Raw genomic sequence first — 21,670 nt, forward strand, 5'->3', positions numbered from 1 at the left:
CGGAGGAATCCCCGCATGTCACAGTACGAAGGAGCCACGACGGACCCGCCCGTGGCCGTTGTGGATCCGCCCGCCGACGGGCGCCGGCTCGGTGTGGCGACCTGGGTGATCGCTTTGGCGCGGTTCATGGTCGTCCTGGACGGCACGATCATGATCGTGGCGCTGCCGAGGATCCAGAACGCGCTGCACATCTCGTTGTCGAACCTGAACTGGGTGATCAACGCGTACTCGCTGACGTTCGGCGGGCTGCTGCTGGTCGCCGGGCGGGTCGGTGACGTCTATGGTCGTAAGAGGGTCTTCAGTGCCGGGCTGGTGCTGTTCGGTGCGGCGTCGCTGGCCGGGGGGCTGGCGCCCAACGGCGGCACGCTGATCACTTTCCGGGCGATCCAGGGTGTCGGTGCGGCGGTCGCCACGCCGGGTGCGCTGTCGCTGCTGATCGCGACGTTCCCCGAGGGCAAGCCCCGTACCAAGGCGCTGGGCCTGTACGGGGGGGTGACGGGTCTGGCGTCGGTGCTGGGCCTGGTGCTGGGCGGTGTGCTGACCACCTACGCGTCCTGGCGGTGGGTGCTGCTGGTCAACGTGCCCGTCGTGATCGGTGTCCTGGCGGGCGTCAACGCTTTGAGCGAGGGCGAGCCGGCCAAGCGGACCCGGATCGACATCCCCGGGGCGGTCGCGGCGACGCTGGGGGCCGGTTCGCTGGTCTTCGCCGTGGACCGGGTCGCCGAGCACGGGTGGAGCGATCCGGTCGTGGTGACCGGGCTGATCGCCGCCGCGGTGCTGCTGGGCGCGTTCGCGGTGATCCAGCGCACGAGCGAGCTGCCGATGATCCCGCGTGAGGTCCTCTCCGACCGGGGCCGTACGGGGGCGAACATCGTGACGCTGCTGATGTCGACGGGCAGCTTCGCGACGTACTTCTTCCTGACGCTGTACATGCAGCAGGTCCTCGGCTACTCCGCGCTGCGCACGGGGCTGATGTACCTGCCGCTGGCGATCGGGTTCGGTATCGCGGCCGGCGGGGTCGGGCCGGTGCTGCTGGCGCGTACCCCGGAGCGGGTCGCGCTGTCGCTGGCACTGCTGATCGCGGCGGCGGGCTCGGGGTGGTTCGCGTTCCTGAGCGTGGGCTCCAGCGTCTACGGGATGGTCCTGCCCGCTTCGCTGGTCACCGGGCTGGGCCTGGGTGCGACGGTCGTGGTCGCCACCGGGATCGGGGTGCGCGGTATCGACAGCTCCGAGGCCGGTATCGGCTCCTCGCTGCTGACCGCGAGCAGCCAGATCGGCGGTGCGCTGGGCCTGGCGGGCCTGGCGACGGTCGCCGCGACCACCACCCAGCACGCCGCGAAGGGCACCGCGCTTCCCGATGCCCTGGTCGACGGCTACACCGCGGGGTTCAAGGTCGCTGTCGGCCTGTACCTGGTGGGCATCGTGGTCGCCTGGCTGACCATCACCCCCTTCGCCGACACCCCGCAGGGCAGGGCGCAGGCCGAGGCCCGGGCCGGCGCCGACACCGGGGCGGAGGCGCAGACGGCCTAGAAGAGACGACAGGGGGGCCGGCCGGCCCCCCGGCCCGGGATGGCACCGGTACACCATCGGCGCTGGGAGCTGACGAGACGATGACCGCACTGACGTACACCGATGCCATGGGCGGCGCTCTGGAGCGGCTGCGCTCGGTCGGCTACGAGCACGGCACCATGCTCGTCAACCACGCGCCGATGGCGGCCGAGGCCATGGCCACCCTGGGCTACGCCGACGACGTCGCGACCTGGGTCGAGGGCAACCTCGCCCACCGCCGCTACAAGGACCTGCCCACCCCGCGTTTCCCGCTGACCGCCGCGGACGAGACGGACTGGCGCTCCGCGCTGGGCGACTTCGACCGCGTCACCGACTGGTGGGACCTGTTCGACCGGGAGCTGGAACTGCACCCCTGGCAGGAGGTCCTGGCCAGGTGGTGGCCCCGCCTGGTGCCGGGCATGTCGGGAGTGATGACGCACGGCGTGATCCGCACCGCGCACGCGGTACGGGCCATCGCCCACGCCGACACCACCGACACCGGCAGTACGGGCGGCAGTACGGATGGCGGTGCGGCCGGTGAGCTCTACCGGCGTGAGCTGGCGCACGGGCTGGGCTACTGGGCGGCCCGCTACTCGGTCCGCGACGCGGCCGCGCTGCAGGCGGCCGAGCCGCTCCCTCCCGCCGCCGGCGACAGCGGCGGGGACGAGGGCGGTGAGGACGGTGGGCGGGGTGCGGCGCTGGCCGCGCTGGACGACCTGGTCGCCGACGCGTGCGGGCACTACGCGGCGACCCGGGCGGGGCATCCGGTGCCGCTGATCCACGCGATCACCGGTCCGGCGGCCGTCCGGCTGGTCCTGCCCCACCTGCCGGCCGACCAGCAGTGGTCCTCCTATCTGGCCGCGCGGCACTGCAGTTTCGGTATCCGCGGCTACTACGGCCCCCCCGCACCCTCCACATCCCCCGGTGGCGGTGTTGCGGGGGGCGCCGGGGTGCCTTCCGCCGAGCAGTTGGTGGCCGACGCGGTCGAGCTGGGCGACGAGCACGCGATCAAGCTGGCCGAGGTCGCGGTGCGGCACCAGGCGCTGCTGCCCGACGAGCGGTACGCCGCGGCGGCGAACGCCGCGACGCAGCGGCTGCGGGGATTCCTCAGTTCGCACTCGTTCTATGATTGACAGCAGGGCCCGCAACAGGCCAGGAGGAGGCGTTGGACGATGGCGGACCCGGATTCGCACGGGGGTACCGCCGCTGAGCTGGCCGGCGCCCCGCTGGCACCGGAGCTGACCCGGTTCCTGCCGTATCTGATGCGCCGGGCGTTCGCGCATGTCTCCTCCACCGCCGACCGCAGTACGCAGGCCCGCGACTACGCGGTCCTGGCCGGTCTCGCCGACGGGCACGGCACCTCGCAGCAGGCGCTGGCCGAGCGGCTGGAGATCAACCGGACGATCATGGTCAAGCTGATCGACCGCCTGCAGGCGGCCGGCTATGTCACCCGTACCCGCAATCCGGACAACCGGCGCTCCTACGTGCTGTCGCTGACCGAGGCCGGGCACGCGGCGCTGGCCGGGATGCAGTCGCAGGTCCTCGAGCGCGACCGGCTGGTGACGGCGAACCTGACCGCCCCCGAGCGCGACCGGCTCAACGAGCTGCTGCGCACGGTGCTGGGCGAGCCGGACCGCACTCCGAGCACGGTCAGTACCGAGTACCTGATCACGCAGGTGTTCTACCTGCTGCGGCGGCGCGGTGACGCGCTGGTGGCCGACGCGGGGATGCGGGTGCGGGACTTCGGCGCGCTCTCGGCGATCGGCCGGCTCGGGCCGTGCCCGCAGCAGCAGTTCGCCCGGTATCTGGCGCTGACCGAGCCGGCCGCGGCGCTGATCGTCGACGAGCTGGCGGGCAAGGGCCTGGTGACCCGGGGCCAGGACCCCGACGACCGCCGCCGCTACGCGCTGGAGCTGACCGGGCTGGGCCGGGAGCGGCTGGCGTATCTGACCGGTGCGGTCGAGGGCCTGCAGGCCGAGATCGTGGAGATGTTCGGCGGCCCGCAGGCCGAGGCCGAGCTGCACACCCTGATCCACAAGGTGATCGCCGCCCCGGTGGCGGCCCCCACCGCCCACTGACCACCCCGCCCCGCCCCTGACTCGGCCCCCCCGGGGGCCGGCCCCCCAGGCGCGGGCGTGGTGCGGGCGGTGCCTGCTCCTGCCCGCTGCTCCTGCCTGATGTTCCTGCCCGATGTTCCTGCCTGATGTTCCTGCCCGATGTTCCTGTTCCTGTTCTTGTTCCTGTGTGTGAAAAGCGGTCCTCCCCGTCCTTGTTCTTGCCCGGCCGGGGGTGGGCCGTTTCGCGCGTGTGCCCGCGCCCACCCATCGACACCTGCAGAAAGTGGGGAAGTCATGTCCCAAGTCGTCGACCAGCTGGTCGGCCTGTGGGCCGGTTCGGTTTCGTACGGCACCACGGTCGAGAAGTTCACCATCGCTCTGGATGCCGATGGGTCGGCCCATCTGAACACCGCGGAGACCGGTGGCCACGGGGAGTGGCGGATGACGGGTGAGGACACGTTCGTCTTCACCATCACCGAGCGGCTGCACGAGGGCGATTCGGGTGTGTCGGGTGATACCGAGGTGACCGGTATCGATCATCTGATCATCAACATCGACGCGAAGCTGTTCGGTACGGCGTTCGTGGGCACCGGCACCGCGGAGGTCTTCGACGCGGAGGGCGCGGTGATCTTCTCGATCGCCGCTGAGACCACTGCCCAGCTGGCGCCGGCCCAGTGATCCGGACCGCGGTGCGCGGCGGATCCTCCCTGTCCTCAATCCCGGTTGCCCATTGTGACGAGAGGTACCCATGAATACGGATGTGATCGTGGTCGGCGCCGGTCCGGCGGGGATGATGCTGGCCGGTGAGCTGCGGTTGGCCGGTGTCGAGGTGACGGTGCTGGAGAAGCTGGCGGCGCCGACCGGTGAGTCGCGGGGTCTGGGGTTCACCGCCCGGACGATGGAGGTCTTCGACCAGCGCGGGCTGCTGCCGCGGCTGCCGCCTTTCGAGGTGAGCAACGTCGGTCATTTCGGTGGGCTGCCGTTGGACTTCGGGATGCTGGAGGGGGCGCATTTCGCGGGCAAGACGCTGCCGCAGTCGCAGACCGAGGCGATGCTGGCGGGTTGGACCGCCGATATCGGGGTGGATTTCCGGCGCGGGTACGAGTGCGTGGGGGTCCTGGCCGACCAGGACGGGGTGACCGCGCAGATCGGCGGGCCCGGGGGGTTCGAGGAGCTGCGGGCGAAGTACCTGGTGGGGTGTGACGGCGGGCGCAGCATGATCCGCAAGGCGATGGGGTTCGACTTCCCCGGCACGGGGGCGTCGATGGAGATGTTCCTGGCCGATCTGCGGGGCACGAACGTGCGTCCGCGGATGATCGGGGAGTCGTATCCGGGCGGGATGGTGATGGCGACCCCGCCGACCGACGGGGTGCAGCGGTTCATCGTGTGCGAGCGGGGCACGCCGCCCAGGCGGCGGACGTCGCCGATCGAGTTCGCGGAGATTTCCGATGCGTGGAAGCGGCTGACGGGGGAGGACATCAGCCATGCCGAGCCGGTGTGGCTGAGCTCGTTCGGTAACGCGACGCGGCAGGCGACGGAGTACCGGCGCGGGCGGGTGCTGCTGGCCGGGGACGCGGCGCACATCCACCTGCCGGCCGGCGGGCTGGGGATGAACACCAGCATCCAGGACGCGGTGAACCTGGGGTGGAAGCTGGCCGCGCAGGTCCACGGCTGGGCGCCCGAGGGGCTGCTGGACACCTACCACGCCGAGCGGCACGCGATCGGCCGTCGGCTGCTGATGAACACCCAGGCGCAGGGGCTGCTGTTCTTGTCCGGTGACGAGGTCCAGCCGATGCGGGACCTGTTCACCGAGCTGCTGGGCTACGACGTGGTCGCCAAGCACCTGATCGCGATGGTCTCCGGGCTGGAGATCCGCTACGACGTCGGCGCGGGCGACAGCCCCGTGCTGGGCAAGCGGCTGCCGAACCGGGACCTGGCGACGTCGGCGGGCACCGGGCCGGTCTTCGAGCTGCTGCGCACCGCGCGGGGCCTGCTGCTGGACCTGGCCGACGACGAGGGGCTGCGGGCGGCCGCCGCCCCGTGGGGCGACCGGGTCGACGTGGTCACCGGGACGCTGCCCGGCCTTGCCGGGGACGACCCGCTGGCCGCGGCGCGGGCGGTGCTGGTGCGCCCCGACGGGTACATCGCCTGGATCGACCCGGGCACCGCGGGCGGCCTGGACGAGGCCCTGCGCGGCTGGTTCGGGGCGCCGCGCGAGGCGGGGGCGGGCCGGCCGTGACGGCCGTGGAGCTGCCGGCCGGGCACGAGGTGCCGGCCGGGCACGAGGTGCCGGCCGGGCGCGGGGCGGGGGCCGCCTTCGACGTGGCCGCCGCGGTGCGGCGGCTGTCGGACCGGGCGGACCTGGCCGACCTGGCCGACCGCTACCTGCGGGCCCTGGACGAGGGGGCCTTCGACGAGCGGTGGGCGCGCTCGGTGTTCACCGACGGCGTGGAGCTGGACTTCCCGCCCGGCTCCCACAGCGGGATCGCCGGGGTGGAGGACTTCACCCGGGGCTTCATGGGGCACTGGGAGCGGACCCACCACAACGTGTCGCACTACGCGATCGAGGTGGACGGCGATGCCGCGTCCCTGGCCTGGAACGTGGTGGCCATCCACGTGCACCACGGGTCGCTGCCGCCGCCGGCGTCGGCGGCGCACTTCTATCTCGGCGGCCGGTTCGAGGGTACGGCGCGCCGTACCGGGGCGGGCTGGCGGCTGCACCGGCTGGCCTTGCGGGTGGTGTGGACCACCGGTCCGGGCATCCGTTCGATCGCCCGGGTCATGACCGGTACAGACGGAGAACAGGCAATCACCACATGGAAGGAAGGGACAGCATGACCAAGGACGTTCCCAGTGTCGAGCGGCAGCGGGAGATCATCGACATCGTCTACAACAAGGGCCTCAACGACGGGGACCTGAGTGTCGCGGACCGGTATCTGACCGCGGACTACCAGAGCCACGGCAGCTACGACGACTCGGTGCGCGGCCCGGCGTCGTTCAAGATGACCATCGAGATGCAGCACCGGTCGTTCAGCGACATCAAGTACGAGGTGCTTGACGTGGTCTCCGAGGGCGACCGCTCGGCGATCCGGTGGGTGATGAAGGGCAAGCACACCGGCCCGTTCCTGGGTATCCCGGCCACCGATATGGATGTCGAGCACCACGCGCTGCTGATCCTGCGCTTCGAGGACGACCGGATCGCCGAGCGGTGGGGCCTGGTCGACAACTTCACGCTGATGCGGACCCTGCAGGCCGTCTCCGGCGGCGGCCGCCCCGGCGGCCCCGGCGGCCCGGGCGGCGGCCCCGGCGGTCCCGGGGGGCCTGGCGGTCCTGGCGGGCGTCCGATGGGCGGTCCGCCGGCGGGTGGTCCGCCGGCCGGCGGGCGTCCGCAGCCGGCGAACTCCTCTTCCTGACCGTCACGCGACGCCGACCGTGACACCCCCTCCGCCCCACCCCCCCTTTTTTTTCTTGTGTCTGCGGGGGGCGGGGCGGGGGGGTGTGCTGTGCGGGTTGTGCCCGGGCCGCTGGTGCGCCCCGGGCCTCATTTTTTTCTTTTTCCGACCGGTGGCAAGGCGGCTCCCGCCCCCGGGCCCGGCCCCCCGCACCCCCGCCCACCCCCCCCTTTTTTGTTCGGGTTCTGTCCCCGCCGGTCGGGGGCGGAACCCCGGGGGGTGTGTCCGGGGGCTTGGGGGGGTGGGCCCGGGCGGGGCGGGGGCGGGAGGCGATGGGAGGGGATTGGGGTGTCCACCGAACCGATCCGGGTGGTCGTCGTCGTGGGCTCGGTCCGCGCGGGGCGTCTGGCGCCGCAGGTGGCGCAGTGGTTCACCGGGCAGGCCGGGCAGCGCGGCGACCTGGTGGCCGAGGTGGTCGACCTGGTCGACCACCGGCTGCCCGACGACCTGGACCCGGCCGCACCCGAGGTGGCCGCGTTGCGGCCGGTGCTGGCCGCGGCTGACGCGTTCGTGTTCGTCGTGCCGGAGTACAACCGGGGTATCCCCGGGCCTTTGAAGACGCTGATCGACCATTACAACGCCGAGTGGGAAGCCAAGCCGGTGGGGTTCGTGACCTACGGGCTGAGCATGGCCGGCGGTGTGCGCGCGGTGGAGCACCTGCGGCAGGTCCTGGGGGAGTTCCACTGCGTGGCCATGAAGGATATCGCGATCTTCCCCCGGATCCTGAGCCATTTCGATACCGCCGGTGCGTTCGCCCCCGATGCGCAGGGGTGCAACGAGGCGGCGAAGGTCATGCTCGACCAGCTCGTCTGGTGGGCCGACGCGCTGCGGGCCGCCAAGGCCAAGCGCCCTTACCGCACCTGAGCGGACCCGAACAGCCACACCGTGGAGGGAAGAATCATGGGAGACAACGGCAAGGCGCCGGCCGACGACCAGACCTATGACGTGGCGATCCTGGGCGCGGGCATGGCCGGCGGGATGCTCGGCGCGGTCCTGGCCCGCAACGGCGTCAAGGTGCTGCTGATGGACGCCGGCACGCATCCGCGGTTCGCCGTGGGGGAGTCGACGATCCCCTACACCTCGTCGATGACGAAGATCATCGCCGAGCGGTACGGGGTTCCCGAGATCGAGCCGCTGGCCAGTTTCCGGGGCGTCAACGACAAGGTCAGCCCGATGTCGGGCAGGAAGTCGAACTTCGGTTTCGTCTACCACGTCGAGGGCCAGCCGCAGCGCCCGGAGCAGATCAACCAGCTGGTGATCCCCGAGTGGCAGCGCACCGAGTGCCACCTGTTCCGGCAGGACTCCGACGCGTACCTGTTCAACCTGGCGGTGGACTGCGGGGCCGACCCGTGTCTGGACACCCGCATCACCTCGATCGACATCGACCCGGACTCCGGGGTGGTGCTGCGCTCCGCGCAGGGCGCCCAGTTCCGGGCCAGGTACCTCGTCGACGGGGCCGGCTACCGCTCGCCGACGGCCGACGCGTTCAACCTGCGCGACGACCCGCCGCGGGCCCGGCACCACTCGCGGAGCCTGTTCACGCACATGGTGGGGGTCACCCCCTTCGATGACGCCTCGGCGGCGCAGGCCCACAAGAACCCCAGCCCCTGGCACCACGGCACGCTGCACCACGTCTTCGACGGCGGGTGGCTGTGGGTGATCCCGTTCGACAACCACGAGGGCGCCCTGAGCACGCTGTGCAGTGTGGGGCTGACCCTGGACGAGCGGGTGCACCCCAAGCCCGAGGGCAGCGCGCAGGAGGAGTTCGACGCCTTTCTGCAGCGGTTCCCGCAGATCGCCGAGCAGTTCACCGGCGCGCGGGCGGTACGGCCGTGGATCAGCACCGGGCGCCTGCAGTACTCGGCGTCCAACACCGTCGGCGAGCGCTACACGCTGACCTCGCACGCGGCGGGCTTCATCGACGCCCTGTACTCGCGCGGCCTGACCAACACCCTTGAGGTCGTCAACTCCCTGGCGTGGCGGCTGATCGCCGCGTCCCGGGACGGCGACTGGTCCACCGAGCGGTTCGCGTACATCGACGACCTCCAGCAGGGCCTCTACGACGTCCACGACGACCTGGTCTACTGCTCGTTCGTGGGCTTCCGCCACTACGAGCTGTGGAACGCGGTCACCCGGGTGTGGAAGACCACGAGCATCCTGCCGACGATGCGGATCGAGAACGCGCTGCGGGACTTCAAGGCCACCGGTGACGAGCAGGTGCTGCTGGAGCTGGAGAAGACCGACACGCCCGGCCTGCCCGCCCCGGTCGGCAAGGACATCAGCGCCCTCCTGGCCTTCACCCGGCAGACCTGCCAGGCCGTCGAGGCCGGCGAGCTGGAACCCGCGGCAGGCGCGGAGCGGATCTTCGCCTACCTGCGCGACACCCCGTTCGTGCCGGCTCCGCTGGAGCTGGGCGAGCCCGACAACCGCTACTTCGAGGCGACGCCGGAGCTGCTGGAGCGCCTCGGCCAGTGGGGGCGCAACCGCTCCCCGCAGCACATGCGGTCGCTGTTCGCCTGACCTTGCCCCTTCCCCACCCCTACCGGGTCCTCGGGCAGGCACCAGGACCGGGCCGGACCGAAATGAGGGTAGTGATATGCACAGCAGCTTGATCGTCGCCCGGATCGAACCCGGCGGCGACGGCGACGTGGCCCGGCTGTTCGCGGAGTTCGACCGCACCGAGATGCCGCACCTGATGGGGACGCGGCGCCGGCAGCTGTTCCAGTTCCGCGGCCTGTACTTCCACGTCCAGGACTTCGACGACACCGACGGCGGCGAGCGGATCGAGCAGGCCAAGGTCGACCCGCGCTTCATGAAGATCAGCGACGACCTCAAGCCGTTCATCCAGCCCTACGACCCGGCCACCTGGCGCTCGCCGGCCGACGCTCTGGCGACGCGGTTCTACAGCTGGGAGGGCTAAGACGTGTCCACCCGACGAGTCGTCATCACGGGGGTGGGCGTGCTGGCCCCCGGCGGCATCGGCGTCAAGAACTTCTGGAGCCTGCTGTCCGAGGGCCGCACCGCGACCCGCCGGGTCAGCTTCTTCGACCCGACGCCGTTCCGCTCCCAGGTCGCCGCCGAGATCGACTTCGATCCCGAGCTGTTCGGCCTGAGCCCGCAGGAGATCCGCCGGATGGACCGCTCGGCGCAGCTGGCGGTCGTCGCGACCGCCGAGGCGGTCGCCGACTCCGGCCTGGACGTCCAGGCCATGGACCCCTACCGGGTCGGCGTCGCCCTGGGCAGCGCGGTCGGCGCGACGATGGGCCTGGACCAGGAGTACCGCGTCGTCAGCGACGGCGGCCGGCACGACCTGGTCGACCACGAGTACGCCGTACCGCACCTGTACAACTACCTGGTGCCCTCCTCCAGCGCCGCCGAGGTGGCCTGGAAGGTCGGCGCGCAGGGCCCCACCACGGTGGTCTCCACCGGCTGCACCTCGGGCATCGACGCGGTCGGCTACGCGGTGGAGGTGATCAGGGAGGGCTCGGCCGAGGTGATGATCACCGGTGCGACCGACGCGCCGATCTCACCGATCACCCTGGCGTGCTTCGACGCGATCAAGGCCACCACGCCCCGCAACGACGACCCCGAGCACGCCTCGCGGCCCTTCGACGGGACCCGCAACGGCTTCGTGCTGGGGGAGGGCTCGGCGATCTTCGTCCTGGAGGAACTGGACAGCGCCCGGCGGCGCGGCGCGCACATCTACGCCGAGATCGCCGGCTACACCTCCCGCTGCAACGCCTTCCACATGACCGGGCTGCGCCCGGACGGCCTGGAGATGGCCGAGGCGATCTCGGTGGCCCTGGACCAGGCCCGGATGAACGCCACCGACATCGACTACATCAACGCGCACGGCTCGGGCACCAAGCAGAACGACCGGCACGAGACCGCGGCGTTCAAGCTGAGTTTGGGCGAGCACGCCCGCAAGGTCCCGGTCAGCTCCATCAAGTCGATGGTCGGCCACTCCCTGGGCGCGATCGGGTCGATCGAGATCGCCGCCTCGGTACTGGCGATGGCGCAGAACGTGGTGCCGCCGACGGCGAACCTGCACACCCCCGACCCCGAATGCGACCTGGACTACGTGCCGCTGACCGCACGGGACTGGCACACCGACACCGTGCTGACCGTCGGCAGCGGCTTCGGCGGCTTCCAGAGCGCGATGGTCCTCACCCGTCCCGAGCGGAGGCCGGTATGACGGCGACGACCGTGGTCACCGGCCTGGGGGTGGTCTCGCCCAACGGGCTGGGCGCCGCCCCCTACTGGGACGCCACCCGCGCCGGGAAATCCGGCATCGGGCGGGTCACCCGCTTCGACCCCTCGCAGTACCCGGCACGCCTGGCCGGCGAGGTCCAGGGCTTCGTCGCCGAGGACCATCTGACGGGCCGGATGATCGTACAGACCGACCACATGACGCGGATGGCGCTGGTCGCCGCCGACTGGGCGCTGGCCGACGCGGCGATCGAACCGCGCGGCCTGGACGGCTACCACATGGGCGTGGTCACCGCCAGCTCCGCCGGCGGCTTCGAGTTCGGCCAGGGCGAGCTGCGCAAACTGTGGAGCAGGGGCAGCCAGCACGTCAGCGCCTACCAGTCCTTCGCCTGGTTCTACGCCGTCAACAGCGGCCAGATCTCCATCCGGCACGGCATGAAGGGCCCCAGCGGCGTCGTCGTCAGCGACCAGGCCGGCGGCCTGGACGCACTGGCCCAGGCCCGCCGGCAGATCCGCGCCGGCACCCGCCTGATGGTCTCCGGCGCCGTCGACGCGACGATCTGCCCGTGGGGCTGGGTCGCGCAGCTGGCAGCGGGCCGGATGAGCACCAGCGACCAGCCGGCCCGCGCCTACCTGCCCTTCGACGCCGACGCCCGCGGCCACGTCCCCGGCGAGGGCGGCGCGATCCTGGTCCTGGAGGAGGCCGACGCCGCCGCCCTGCGCGGCGCCCGCATCTACGGCGAGATCGCCGGCTACGGCTCCACCTTCGACCCCCGCGACGCCACCGGCGGCGCGGGCCTGCGCAAGGCGATCGAAGTCGCCCTGGACGACGCCGGGGTCCGCCCCGCACAGGTCGACGTGGTCTTCGCCGACGCGGCCGGCATCCCCGAACTGGACCGCGCCGAGGCCGACGCGATCGGCGCGGTCTTCGGGCCGCGCGGCGTGCCGGTCACCGCACCCAAGACGATGACCGGCCGCCTGTCGTGCGGGGCGGGCGCCCTGGACACCGCGACCGCGCTGCTGGCCATCCGCGACTCGGTCATCCCGCCCACCGTCAACATCGAACCGGCCGCCGACTACGACCTGGACCTGGTCACCGGCCGCGGCCGCCCCACCCCGGTACGCACCGCTCTGGTGCTGGCCCGCGGATACGGCGGCTTCAACTCCGCGCTGGTGGTCCGGGCCCGCACCGCCCACGCCGCCGGGCCGCAGGCCGGGCCGGACCACACAGAAAGGACACGCTGATGACCGCTCGGCAGTTCACCCTGGACGACCTCAAGCGCATCCTGATCGAATGCGCCGGCGCCGACGAGGCCGTCGACCTCGACGGCGACATCCTCGACGAGGGCTTCGAGGCGATCGGCTACGAATCACTGGCGATCCTGGAGACCGGCGGCCGCATCGAGACCGAGTACGAGGTCGCCCTGGACGAGTCGGTCCTCTCCGTCCACGCCACCCCCCGCGAACTGATCGCCGCGGTCAACGAACTGCTGACGGTGGCGGCATGAGCACCCCGGGCGGGCCGCTGGCCCTGGTCTCCGGCGCCACCAGCGGCATCGGCCTGGCCGTCGCCCGGCTGCTGGCCACCCAGGGCCACCGGGTCTTCATCGGCGCCCGCGACGCGGCCGGCATCGAGGCCACCGTCAAGGAACTGCGCGCCGAGGGCCACGACGTCGCCGGCCGCACCCTGGACGTCCGCGAGGACACCTCGGTACGCGACTTCGTCGCCGCCGCCGTCGACCACATGGGCACCGTCGAGGTCCTGGTCAACAACGCCGGCCGCAGCGGCGGCGGAGTGACCGCCGACATCCCCGACGAACTGTGGCACGACGTGATCAACACCAACCTCAACAGCGTCTTCCGCCTGACCCGCGAGGTCCTGACCACCGGCGGGATGCGGCACAAGACCCGCGGGCGGATCATCAACATCGCCTCCACCGCCGGCAAGCAGGGCGTCGTCCTGGGCGCCCCCTACTCGGCGTCCAAACACGGCGTCGTCGGCTTCACCAAGGCACTCGGCAACGAACTCGCGCCGACCGGCATCACCGTCAACGCGGTCTGCCCGGGCTATGTGGAGACCCCCATGGCCCAGCGCGTCCGCGAAGGCTACGCGGTGGCCTACGACACCACCGAGGAGGCGATCCTGGAGCGCTTCACCGCGAAGATCCCCCTCGGCCGGTACTCCACGCCGCAGGAGGTCGCCGGCCTGGTCGGCTACCTGGCCTCGGACGCGGCCGCCTCCATCACCGCCCAGGCGCTGAACGTCTGCGGCGGCCTGGGCAACTTCTGAACCCAGCCAGGGAGGAACGAGCAATGGACACCCCCGTCGTCCGCGAGGTGGAGCACGAGATCACCGTCGCCGCCCCGGCCCGCGAGGTCTACCGGCTGATCGCCGAGGTGGAGAACTGGCCGCGGATCTTCCCGCCGACCATCCACGTCGACCAAGCAGGCCACGGCCCCGGCCACGAACGCATCCGGGTCTGGGCCACCGCCAACGGCGCCCCCAAGAACTGGACCTCACAGCGCGCCCTGCACCCCGACACCCTGCGCATCGACTTCCGCCAGGAGGTCTCCACCCCCCCGGTCGCCGCGATGGGCGGCGCCTGGATCATCGAACCGCTCTCCGCGGAGTCCTCCCGGGTCAGGCTCCTGCACGACTACCGGGCCATCGGCGACGACCCCGAGGGCCTGGCCTGGATCGAGCAGGCCGTGGACGGCAACTCCCGCTCGGAGCTGGCCGCGCTGCGCACCAACCTCGAACTGGTGGTCGGCTCGGAGAAGCTGACCTGGTCCTTCGCCGACACCGTCCACATCCAAGGCGACCCCAAGGACGTCTACGACTTCATCAACGAAGCCGACCTGTGGTCGCAGCGCCTGCCGCACGTGGTCCGGGTCAACCTCGGCGAGAGCGAACCGGGCCTGCAGGAACTGGAGATGGACACCATGTCCCCCAACGGGTCGGTGCACACCACCAAGTCCTACCGGGTCTGCTTCCCCCACGACCGGATCGTCTACAAGCAGACCACCCTGCCGGCCCTGATGGACCTGCACACCGGCTGCTGGACCTTCCAGCCCACCGCCACCGGCGTCGCGGCCACCTCCCAGCACACCGTCGTCCTCAAGGCCGAGAACGTCACCGCCTACCTGGGACCCGACGCCGGCGTCGCGGAAGGCAAGGCCCACGTCCAGGACGCACTGAGCACCAACAGCCGCGCCACCCTCGGACACGCCAAGACCTACGCCGAATCCCGCCGCTGACCACCGGGTTCGGCGCCGACCGCTGAACCGCCGGCGTTCGGCGCGTTTCTTCTTCAGGGCCGGGCCGCCGGATCGGGCTCCGGGGCCGGGCACCGGCCGCCACGAGGTCCGCGGCGGCCCCCCCCTTTTTTCGACGACACTTCGAGGAGGACCACATGGGCAAGCTCTCGGGCAAGACCGCGCTCGTCACCGGCGCCAGCCGCAACATGGGCCGCGCCATGGCGCTGCGCCTGGCCGCCGACGGCGCGCTGGTCGCGGTGCACTACAACAGCGGCAAGGACGAGGCCGAAGCGGTCGTGGAGACGATCCGCCAGGCCGGCGGGAAGGCCTTCGCGGTGGGCGCCGAACTCGGCGTGCCCGGCGACGTCGCCGACCTGTTCGCCGCCCTGGAGGCGGGGCTGAGCGAGCACGCCGGGGCCACCACGCTGAACATCCTGGTCAACAACGCCGGCGTGCTGGGCGGGATCTCCCCGGAGGAGACCACCTCCGAGCAGTTCGACCGGATCTACGCGGTCAACGCCAAGGCGCCGTTCTTCCTGATCCAGCGGGCCCTGCAGAACATGGCCGACGGCGGCCGCATCGTCAACATCTCCTCCGGCCTGACCCGCACCTCCAACCCCGACGAGATCGCCTACGCGATGTCCAAGGGCGCGGTGGAGATGCTCGCGCTGCACTTCGCCAAGCACCTCGGCCCGCGCGGGATCACCGTCAACAGCGTCGCCCCGGGCATCACCCGCAACGACAACCCGGTCTTCTCCATGCCCGAGGTCGTCACCGCGATGGCCTCGATGTCGGCGTTCAACCGGGTCGGCGAACCCGAGGACGTCGCCGACGTGGTGGCGTTCCTGTGCTCCGAGGACGCCCGGTGGATCACCGGCGCGTTCATCGACGCCAGCGGCGGCACCCTGCTGTGACCCCGCTGGCCGGGCCGGCCGCCGACGCCGCCCGCCGCCCCCGCCCGGCGGGGGCCGGCCGCCGACGTCGACGACCGGCCCGGCCCCACCCCCGACACCAGCCGCCCACCAGCCGCCTGCCGGTCCGTCACCGGCCGGCCGCCGATCGCTGACCTCGACCCGCGGGAGCCGGATGATGAAGACCGCCAAGTACCCGGCCGCCGGGCCCGCGGCCCGCCCGCCGGCCGGGGACCCCGCCCCGCGGTGGGGCCTGCTGGCCGTGCTGGCCGGCAACATGCTCATCGACTCCCTGGAGGTCTCGGCGACGCTCGTCGCGCTGCCGGCGGTGGGGGCCGGCTTCCACCTCGCCCCGAGCACCGCCCAGTGGGCGATGACCGCCTTCGCGATCGGCTTCGGCGGCCTGATGCTCTTCGGCGCCCGGGTGGTGGCCATCCACGGCGCACGCCGCGCGTACCTGCTGGCCCTGCTGGCCTTCGCGGCCGCCTCGCTGCTGGCCGGTGTGACCGGGAGCTTCGCGGTCCTGGTGGCCTGCCGGGTCGTCAAGGGCTTCTGCGCGGCACTGACCGCGCCGACCGGCCTCGCGATCATCCTCAACACCTTCCCCGAGGGACCCCCGCGCAGCAGGGCGATCTCGGTGTACACCGTCTTCGGCGCCGGCGGGTTCACCGGCGGGCTGCTGCTGTCCGGCCTGCTGACCGACATCAGCTGGCGGTGGACGTTCGCCGCCCCGGCGCCCGCGGCACTGCTGCTGTTCCTGCTGGGACTGCGCATGATCCCGGCCGCCGCCCCGGCCGCGGGCCCGCGCCGCCGCTACGACCTGGCCGGCGCGGCCACCGCGACAGGGGCACTGGTCTGCCTGGACCTGGCGATCGCCTCGTCGGCCGGCCACGGCGTCTCCAGCGTGCGCGTCTGGGGCGGCCTTGCCGGCTTCGCCGCCCTGGGCGCACTGTTCGCCGCCGTCGAGCGCGCCGCGGCCGACCCGCTGCTGCGCCTGCCCCCGCGCACCGGCAGGGCCGGCATGCTGCGCTCGGCACTGGGCGCGGGATCACTGAACGGCTCCTACCTGGCGCTGCTGGTCGTCATCACCTTCCAGTTCCAGACCAGCCAGGGCTGGTCGCCGCTGAGGACGGCGCTGGCGATCCTGCCGGCCAGCGTCCCGCTGGCCCTGCTCGCCCTGCGCTCCGGGCGGATGATCGCCCGCTTCGGGACCAGGCGGCTGATCGCCTACGGCGCCCTGCCACCGGTGGCGGGCTACCTGCTCTACGTGCGGCTGCCGGCGCACCCGGACTACCTCACCGCGGTACTGCCGACGATGCTGCTGGTCGGCGCCGGCTTCGTCCTGTCCTTCGCGGCGCTGAACACCCAGGCCACCGCCGACCTGCCGCCGGCCGAACGCGGCGGGGCCGCGGCCCTCTACCAGAGCGCCGTGCAGATCGCCGCGGTGGTCGCCCCCGCCGCGGCCGCGGCACTGTTCCAGTCCGGCCTGGCCGACGGCCCCGGGCACAGCTCCGCACTGCGGCCGGCGATATGGCTGGTGGTCGGGATCGGGGCGGTCGGGATGGTGGCGGCACTGACCGCACCGCGCCGCCGCCCCGCCCCGCTGCCGCGCCCCGCCCAGGCAGGAGCCGGCGCCAAGCAGCCCTGACCCCCGCACCCTTGCCGCACCGGCCCGACCCGCACCCCCCGCCCGGTCAGCCCAGGCTGCCCGGTCCGCCAGGTCCGGCCCCTCCCTCCACAGGCGAAGGTTGACTCCACCCATGACGACTGTCGCGAGCTCCGAGACCCCGCACGCCCAGCCCGGCGGGGAGCGTTCCGGGCCCCGGTCCCAGCGGGAGCGGCTGGCCGAACTCGGCATGATCAAGGAGCGGGCCCGCGCCGGGACCGGCGCCGCGGCCACCGAGCGCCAGCACGCCCGCGGCAAGCTCACCCCCCACGAGCGCATCGGCCTGCTGCTCGACCCGGGCTCGTTCACCGAGGTCGAAGGACTGCGCCGGCACCGCGCGACCGGATTCGGCCTGGAGGCCAAGCGGTACCACGGCGACGGCGTCGTCACCGGCTGGGGCACCGTCGAGGGCCGCACCGTGTTCGTCTACGCCCACGACTTCCGGATCTTCGGCGGCGCCCTCGGCGAGGCCCACGCCGCGAAGATCCACAAGATCATGGACATGGCCCTGGCGGCCGGCGCGCCGATCGTCTCGCTCAACGACGGCGCCGGCGCCCGCATCCAGGAAGGCGTCTCGGCGCTCGCCGGCTACGGCGGGATCTTCCAGCGCAACACCCGCGCCTCCGGCGTCATCCCGCAGATCAGCGTGATGCTCGGCCCGTGCGCGGGCGGCGCGGCCTACTCGCCGGCGCTGACGGACTTCGTGTTCATGGTCCGCGGGACCTCCCAGATGTTCATCACCGGCCCCGACGTGGTCCGCGCGGTCACCGGCGAGGAGATCACCCAGGACGGCCTGGGCGGCGCCGACGTGCACTCCGCCGTCTCGGGCGTGTCGCACTTCGTCTACGACGACGAGGCCACCTGCCTGCAGGACGTGCGCCACCTGCTGTCCTACCTGCCCTCCAACAACCGGCAGCTGCCCCCCGGCGCGCCCACCGACGACCCGGCAGAGCGCGCCAACCCCGCCCTGCTGGACCTGGTGCCGGCCGACCCCGCCCGGGTCTACGACATCCACCACGTCCTGGAAGAGCTCGCCGACGACGGCGAGTTCTTCGAGGTGCACACCGCCTGGGCGCCGAACGTGGTGTGCGCACTGGCACGCCTGGGCGGCGAGGTCGCCGGCGTGGTCGCCAGCCAGCCCGCCGCCTCGGCCGGCGTGCTGGACATAGACGCCAGCGAGAAGGCGGCACGCTTCGTGCAGTTCTGCGACGCCTTCAACATCGCGCTGGTCACCCTGGTCGACGTGCCCGGCTTCCTGCCGGGAGTCGACCAGGAGCACCACGGCATCATCCGCCGCGGCGCGAAACTGCTCTACGCGTACTGCAACGCCACCGTGCCGCGGATCTCACTGGTGCTCCGCAAGGCCTACGGCGGGGCCTACATCGTCATGGACTCCCGCTCGATCGGCACCGACCTGGCGCTGGCCTGGCCCACCAACGAGATCGCCGTGATGGGCGCCGAGGGCGCCGCGAACGTCATCTTCCGCCGGGAGATCAGCGCCGCCCCGGACCCCGAGGCAGCCCGCCAGTACCGGATCAAGGAGTACAAGGCCGAGCTGATGCACCCCTACTACGCCGCCGAGCGCGGCCTGGTGGACGACGTCATCGACCCGGCCGACACCCGCAAGGTCCTGATCCGCGCACTGGCGATGCTGCGCGGCAAACACGCCGAGCTGCCCCACCGCAAGCACGGCAACCCCCCGCAGTAGCAAGGGGGGCCCCAGCCCCACACCCCTTTCGGGGTGCTCTTCGACGGGCGAGGCGATCGGTGGCGGCAGCAGCCGGCACCACCACGACCGCTTCCAATCCCCAAGAGCACCACCAACCGAAAGGAGTCACCCGTGGTCACACAGGCACCGCCTCAGCAACCCACGCCGTCGCTGCCGCAGACCTCCAGACCCGCACCCCGCAACCGCCTGCACTCCCTGACCGGGATGCGCGCGGTCGCCGCGGCGATGGTCTTCGTCTTCCACACCACCCAGCCGCAGATCAGCCCGTTCACCGGCGCCACCGCCGGGAGGGCGGCACGCTGGTTCACCTGCTTCGGCCCGATCGGGGTGTCGTTCTTCTTCATCCTCAGCGGCTTCGTCCTGACCTGGGCCGCCCGCAAGGGCGACACCCCCGGCCGGTTCTACCGCCGCCGCCTGGTACGCATCTACCCCAACCACGTCGTGACCTTCGCCGCGGCGATGGTGCTGTTCGCCTCGGTGGGCTTCATGACCGGCACCAAGGCCACCGCACCGCGGCTGTGGCTGCCCAACCTGCTGCTGCTGCACGCCTGGACACCGCACCTGGACGTCCAGCTGGGGGTGAACCCGCCGAGCTGGTCACTGTCCTGCGAGGCGCTGTTCTACCTGTGCTTCCCGCTGCTGTACGCCCTGATCCGCAAGATCCCCCCGCGCGCCCTGTGGGCCGCGGCCGGTATCACCGCGGGCCTGGTCGTGGCGGTCCCGGCACTGGTCTACGCCCTCCTGCCGGGAGTCCACGGCGCCGCAGGCCCCATGGGACTGCCGGTGACACCCGACCAGATGTGGCTGGTCTACGCCTTCCCGCCGGTCAGGCTGCTGGAGTTCGCCCTGGGCATGCTGATGGCCCGGATCGTGCTGACCGGCCGGTGGATCCCGGTCCCGACCACCGCCGCCGCGCTCCTGGCGGTCGGCGGGTTCTTCCTGACGTTCTCCCTGCCCTTCCTCTACCGTTTCGACGCGGCCACCGTGGTGCCGCTGGCCCTGCTGATCCCGGCGGCCGCAGCGGCGGAGGGCCGCGGCCGCCGATCGATCATGAGCAGCCGGCCCATGGTCCGCCTCGGCGACCTGTCCTTCGCGTTCTTCATGATCCACGCCGTCATGCTCGTCACCCTCACCCGCCTGTTCGCCGGCCACCAGCGGTGGTCCGACGGCCAGGCCTACGGGGCGATCGCCGCATACGCCACGCTGTGCCTGGCGGCGGCCTGGGTGCTGAACACCTTCGTGGAACGCCCGATGGTGCGGTACTTCAGCCAGTCGCGAGCCGCGCGAGCCGAGCGCGCCTCCGCCTGACCGGTACCGCCTTACGCCCGGCCCGGCCGGAGCGCTCCCGCGCCCCGGCCGGGCCGGGCCCACCGACCTACCGCACCCGCGTGTTACTGCCGTATCGATCGCCGTTCTTCCTGCCGATTTGTCTTGCCGTGCCGTGCCGGTGCCGGGATGCCCGGACGCCGGCGCCATCCCCGCGTCGATCACGAACCCGCTGCCACGGCCGGTGCCGGGCGGCGCACTTTTTGGAGGACAGCCATGGACGAGGTCAGCATCTGGGTGGGCGCCGCCCCGGAGGCGGTGTGGGCGGTCGTGGCCGACCCCACCCGCTACGGCGAGTGGAGCCCGGAGAACCAAGGCGGCCGCTGGCAGAGCGGGGCCGAGCCCGGACCCGGCGCGGTCTTCAAGGGCACCAACAAGCGCGGCGTCGTGCGCTGGACGACGACCTGCACGGTACTGGAGTACGACGCGCCCAAGCGCTTCGCCTTCGAGGTCGCCGAATCGCGGATGCGCTGGGGCTACCGCCTGGAGCCGCAGGCCGGCGGCACCCTGGTCACCGAGTGGCGCGAGCACGCCGGACCGCTGCCGATACCGGCGCGCATCATCACCGCCAGCAGGCTCCTGGGCAGGGACCGCGAGCAGCTGATGGTCGACGGCATGCAGGCCACACTGGAGCGCGTCAAACGCGCGGTCGAAACCGACCGGCGGTAACCGGCCATGCGCGGCCTGAGCCGGTACGAGAACACCGTCGTCCTGCGGTACGGGACCGCGGACACCGCCGCCTTCACCCGGCAGGCGCACCGGATCCTGCAGACCCGGATCGGCGGCTACCGCGGCTACGGCGTCACCGGATCACTGATCGTGCCGGTGGCACTGGACCTGGCCGACGCAGGCGACCCGACGAGGCTGGGACTGCGGATCAGCGCCGAACCGCACGCCGGCACCGGCAGCGCACCACTGGACCTGGACGCGGTCATCGAACCCGACCCGTACGCCGGACTGCGCCTGGCCGGCCTCGGCCCGGTGCCGCTGCCGCTGCGCCGGGGCACCGTCGACGCGGTGCGCTGCGCGACGCTCGTCTTCGGCCTCGGAGACATCGACAGCGAGGGCCCGACCGCCGAGTTCGGCCTGACCGTGCGCTCGGAGGCCGGCCTGCAGTGCGCCTACGCCTGCGGCACCCTGCACGAGCCCTACGCCCCGCGGTGGGAGGCCTCGGTCCGCTCGGCCGCCGTCGCGGCCCGCGACCGCGGCCTGCCCGCGTCCGCCGCGGTCGGCCAGATCGCCGCACACTGCCTGGCCTGACAGCCGCCGGGCCCCGGCAGAACAAGGAGGCGGCGCCCATGCCCGCACCGCTGCGCTGGGCCCTCCTCTTCCTCCTGCGGTGCCTGCGGGACTTCGGATACCTGATGGTCTGCATCCCCCACCCGCCCCGGCACCCGCCCGCGCCCCCCCGGCCCGCGGCGCCGGGCCACCCCGAGCAGGTCACCCCGCTCTCCGCACTGCCCCCCCAGGAGCGGCGCCGCTGGAAGGACCTGGAAAAACAACTCCGCTGACCT

The 21,670-nt window shown here is 72.3% G+C and carries 22 protein-coding genes; all 22 read left to right on the forward strand.

Going from position 1 to position 21,670, the window contains the following annotated elements; genetic code table 11:
* Positions 1-15 precede the first annotated feature (15 nt).
* The 22 genes from OG900_38140 to OG900_38245 all read left to right on the forward strand — a co-directional run bounded on the left by OG900_38140 (position 16) and on the right by OG900_38245 (position 21,667).
* Positions 16-1,530 (forward strand): MFS transporter, encoded by a 1,515-nt coding sequence (locus OG900_38140; GenBank protein WUH95417.1) that lies wholly within the window; start codon positions 16-18, stop codon positions 1,528-1,530.
* Positions 1,531-1,610: 80 nt separating this feature from the next.
* A complete protein-coding gene (locus tag OG900_38145; GenBank protein WUH95418.1) occupies positions 1,611-2,681 on the forward strand; it encodes a hypothetical protein in 1,071 nt (356 codons plus the stop codon).
* Positions 2,682-2,720: 39 nt separating this feature from the next.
* On the forward strand, positions 2,721-3,626 hold the full coding sequence (locus OG900_38150; protein WUH95419.1) for a MarR family transcriptional regulator: 906 nt from the start codon (positions 2,721-2,723) through the stop codon (positions 3,624-3,626).
* Positions 3,627-3,899: 273 nt separating this feature from the next.
* Positions 3,900-4,283: a hypothetical protein gene (locus tag OG900_38155; protein WUH95420.1), complete on the forward strand. Its 384-nt coding sequence runs from the start codon at positions 3,900-3,902 to the stop codon at positions 4,281-4,283.
* A gap of 70 nt (positions 4,284-4,353) precedes the next feature.
* The gene (locus OG900_38160) at positions 4,354-5,844 is read left to right on the forward strand and encodes an FAD-dependent monooxygenase (protein WUH95421.1); all 1,491 of its coding nucleotides are present in this window, start codon (positions 4,354-4,356) and stop codon (positions 5,842-5,844) included.
* Positions 5,841-6,443, forward strand: coding sequence for a nuclear transport factor 2 family protein (locus tag OG900_38165; protein WUH95422.1), 603 nt, complete (start codon positions 5,841-5,843; stop codon positions 6,441-6,443). Before OG900_38160 ends, OG900_38165 begins: the two co-directional genes overlap by 4 nt.
* Positions 6,440-7,018, forward strand: coding sequence for an ester cyclase (locus OG900_38170; GenBank protein ID WUH95423.1), 579 nt, complete (start codon positions 6,440-6,442; stop codon positions 7,016-7,018). The genes OG900_38165 and OG900_38170 overlap by 4 nt, the downstream gene beginning before the upstream one ends.
* A gap of 327 nt (positions 7,019-7,345) precedes the next feature.
* Positions 7,346-7,921, forward strand: a complete 576-nt coding sequence (locus OG900_38175; GenBank protein ID WUH95424.1) for an NAD(P)H-dependent oxidoreductase — start codon at positions 7,346-7,348, stop codon at positions 7,919-7,921.
* Between the two features lie 36 nt (positions 7,922-7,957).
* Positions 7,958-9,577, forward strand: a complete 1,620-nt coding sequence (locus OG900_38180; GenBank protein ID WUH95425.1) for a tryptophan 7-halogenase — start codon at positions 7,958-7,960, stop codon at positions 9,575-9,577.
* Positions 9,578-9,653: 76 nt separating this feature from the next.
* On the forward strand, positions 9,654-9,977 hold the full coding sequence (locus OG900_38185) for a TcmI family type II polyketide cyclase (protein WUH95426.1): 324 nt from the start codon (positions 9,654-9,656) through the stop codon (positions 9,975-9,977).
* A 3-nt stretch (positions 9,978-9,980) separates the two neighbouring features.
* Complete coding sequence (locus OG900_38190; GenBank protein WUH95427.1) at positions 9,981-11,252, forward strand: beta-ketoacyl-[acyl-carrier-protein] synthase family protein; 1,272 nt, start codon at positions 9,981-9,983, stop codon at positions 11,250-11,252.
* Positions 11,249-12,511 carry a ketosynthase chain-length factor gene (locus OG900_38195; protein WUH95428.1) on the forward strand — a complete coding sequence of 421 codons (1,263 nt, stop codon included), beginning with the start codon at positions 11,249-11,251 and terminating at the stop codon, positions 12,509-12,511. Before OG900_38190 ends, OG900_38195 begins: the two co-directional genes overlap by 4 nt.
* Positions 12,511-12,774 (forward strand): phosphopantetheine-binding protein, encoded by a 264-nt coding sequence (locus OG900_38200; protein ID WUH95429.1) that lies wholly within the window; start codon positions 12,511-12,513, stop codon positions 12,772-12,774. The genes OG900_38195 and OG900_38200 overlap by 1 nt, the downstream gene beginning before the upstream one ends.
* Entirely contained in the window at positions 12,771-13,556 is a 786-nt protein-coding gene (fabG, locus tag OG900_38205) for a 3-oxoacyl-ACP reductase FabG (GenBank protein ID WUH95430.1), read from the forward strand. The genes OG900_38200 and fabG overlap by 4 nt, the downstream gene beginning before the upstream one ends.
* Before the next feature lie 23 nt (positions 13,557-13,579).
* Positions 13,580-14,524, forward strand: a complete 945-nt coding sequence (locus tag OG900_38210; GenBank protein WUH95431.1) for an aromatase/cyclase — start codon at positions 13,580-13,582, stop codon at positions 14,522-14,524.
* A 155-nt stretch (positions 14,525-14,679) separates the two neighbouring features.
* A complete protein-coding gene (locus tag OG900_38215) occupies positions 14,680-15,438 on the forward strand; it encodes an SDR family oxidoreductase (GenBank protein ID WUH95432.1) in 759 nt (252 codons plus the stop codon).
* Positions 15,439-15,613: 175 nt separating this feature from the next.
* Positions 15,614-17,083, forward strand: coding sequence for an MFS transporter (locus OG900_38220; protein WUH95433.1), 1,470 nt, complete (start codon positions 15,614-15,616; stop codon positions 17,081-17,083).
* 208 nt (positions 17,084-17,291) lie between these two features.
* Positions 17,292-18,809 (forward strand): acyl-CoA carboxylase subunit beta, encoded by a 1,518-nt coding sequence (locus OG900_38225; protein WUH96075.1) that lies wholly within the window; start codon positions 17,292-17,294, stop codon positions 18,807-18,809.
* A 132-nt stretch (positions 18,810-18,941) separates the two neighbouring features.
* Positions 18,942-20,138 carry an acyltransferase gene (locus OG900_38230; GenBank protein WUH95434.1) on the forward strand — a complete coding sequence of 399 codons (1,197 nt, stop codon included), beginning with the start codon at positions 18,942-18,944 and terminating at the stop codon, positions 20,136-20,138.
* Between the two features lie 234 nt (positions 20,139-20,372).
* Positions 20,373-20,825, forward strand: coding sequence for an SRPBCC family protein (locus OG900_38235; GenBank protein ID WUH95435.1), 453 nt, complete (start codon positions 20,373-20,375; stop codon positions 20,823-20,825).
* A 6-nt stretch (positions 20,826-20,831) separates the two neighbouring features.
* Positions 20,832-21,416 carry a hypothetical protein gene (locus tag OG900_38240; protein ID WUH95436.1) on the forward strand — a complete coding sequence of 195 codons (585 nt, stop codon included), beginning with the start codon at positions 20,832-20,834 and terminating at the stop codon, positions 21,414-21,416.
* A gap of 38 nt (positions 21,417-21,454) precedes the next feature.
* Positions 21,455-21,667: a hypothetical protein gene (locus OG900_38245; GenBank protein WUH95437.1), complete on the forward strand. Its 213-nt coding sequence runs from the start codon at positions 21,455-21,457 to the stop codon at positions 21,665-21,667.
* The last annotated feature ends 3 nt before the right edge of the window (positions 21,668-21,670 follow it).

This window comes from Streptomyces sp. NBC_00433 (assembly GCA_036015235.1).
GTDB lineage: Bacteria > Actinomycetota > Actinomycetes > Streptomycetales > Streptomycetaceae > Actinacidiphila.

What these genes read in the sequence shown, in the direction of transcription:
- OG900_38140 (WUH95417.1), top strand. Translation starts at nt 16, where the DNA reads ATGTCACAGTACGAAGGAGCCACGACGGACCCGCCCGTGGCCGTTGTG.
- OG900_38145 (WUH95418.1), top strand. Translation starts at nt 1,611, where the DNA reads ATGACCGCACTGACGTACACCGATGCCATGGGCGGCGCTCTGGAGCGG.
- OG900_38150 (WUH95419.1), top strand. Translation starts at nt 2,721, where the DNA reads ATGGCGGACCCGGATTCGCACGGGGGTACCGCCGCTGAGCTGGCCGGC.
- OG900_38155 (WUH95420.1), top strand. Translation starts at nt 3,900, where the DNA reads ATGTCCCAAGTCGTCGACCAGCTGGTCGGCCTGTGGGCCGGTTCGGTT.
- OG900_38160 (WUH95421.1), top strand. Translation starts at nt 4,354, where the DNA reads ATGAATACGGATGTGATCGTGGTCGGCGCCGGTCCGGCGGGGATGATG.
- OG900_38170 (WUH95423.1), top strand. Translation starts at nt 6,440, where the DNA reads ATGACCAAGGACGTTCCCAGTGTCGAGCGGCAGCGGGAGATCATCGAC.
- OG900_38180 (WUH95425.1), top strand. Translation starts at nt 7,958, where the DNA reads ATGGGAGACAACGGCAAGGCGCCGGCCGACGACCAGACCTATGACGTG.
- OG900_38185 (WUH95426.1), top strand. Translation starts at nt 9,654, where the DNA reads ATGCACAGCAGCTTGATCGTCGCCCGGATCGAACCCGGCGGCGACGGC.
- OG900_38195 (WUH95428.1), top strand. Translation starts at nt 11,249, where the DNA reads ATGACGGCGACGACCGTGGTCACCGGCCTGGGGGTGGTCTCGCCCAAC.
- OG900_38200 (WUH95429.1), top strand. Translation starts at nt 12,511, where the DNA reads ATGACCGCTCGGCAGTTCACCCTGGACGACCTCAAGCGCATCCTGATC.
- fabG (WUH95430.1), top strand. Translation starts at nt 12,771, where the DNA reads ATGAGCACCCCGGGCGGGCCGCTGGCCCTGGTCTCCGGCGCCACCAGC.
- OG900_38210 (WUH95431.1), top strand. Translation starts at nt 13,580, where the DNA reads ATGGACACCCCCGTCGTCCGCGAGGTGGAGCACGAGATCACCGTCGCC.
- OG900_38215 (WUH95432.1), top strand. Translation starts at nt 14,680, where the DNA reads ATGGGCAAGCTCTCGGGCAAGACCGCGCTCGTCACCGGCGCCAGCCGC.
- OG900_38220 (WUH95433.1), top strand. Translation starts at nt 15,614, where the DNA reads ATGAAGACCGCCAAGTACCCGGCCGCCGGGCCCGCGGCCCGCCCGCCG.
- OG900_38225 (WUH96075.1), top strand. Translation starts at nt 17,292, where the DNA reads ATGATCAAGGAGCGGGCCCGCGCCGGGACCGGCGCCGCGGCCACCGAG.
- OG900_38235 (WUH95435.1), top strand. Translation starts at nt 20,373, where the DNA reads ATGGACGAGGTCAGCATCTGGGTGGGCGCCGCCCCGGAGGCGGTGTGG.
- OG900_38240 (WUH95436.1), top strand. Translation starts at nt 20,832, where the DNA reads ATGCGCGGCCTGAGCCGGTACGAGAACACCGTCGTCCTGCGGTACGGG.
- OG900_38245 (WUH95437.1), top strand. Translation starts at nt 21,455, where the DNA reads ATGCCCGCACCGCTGCGCTGGGCCCTCCTCTTCCTCCTGCGGTGCCTG.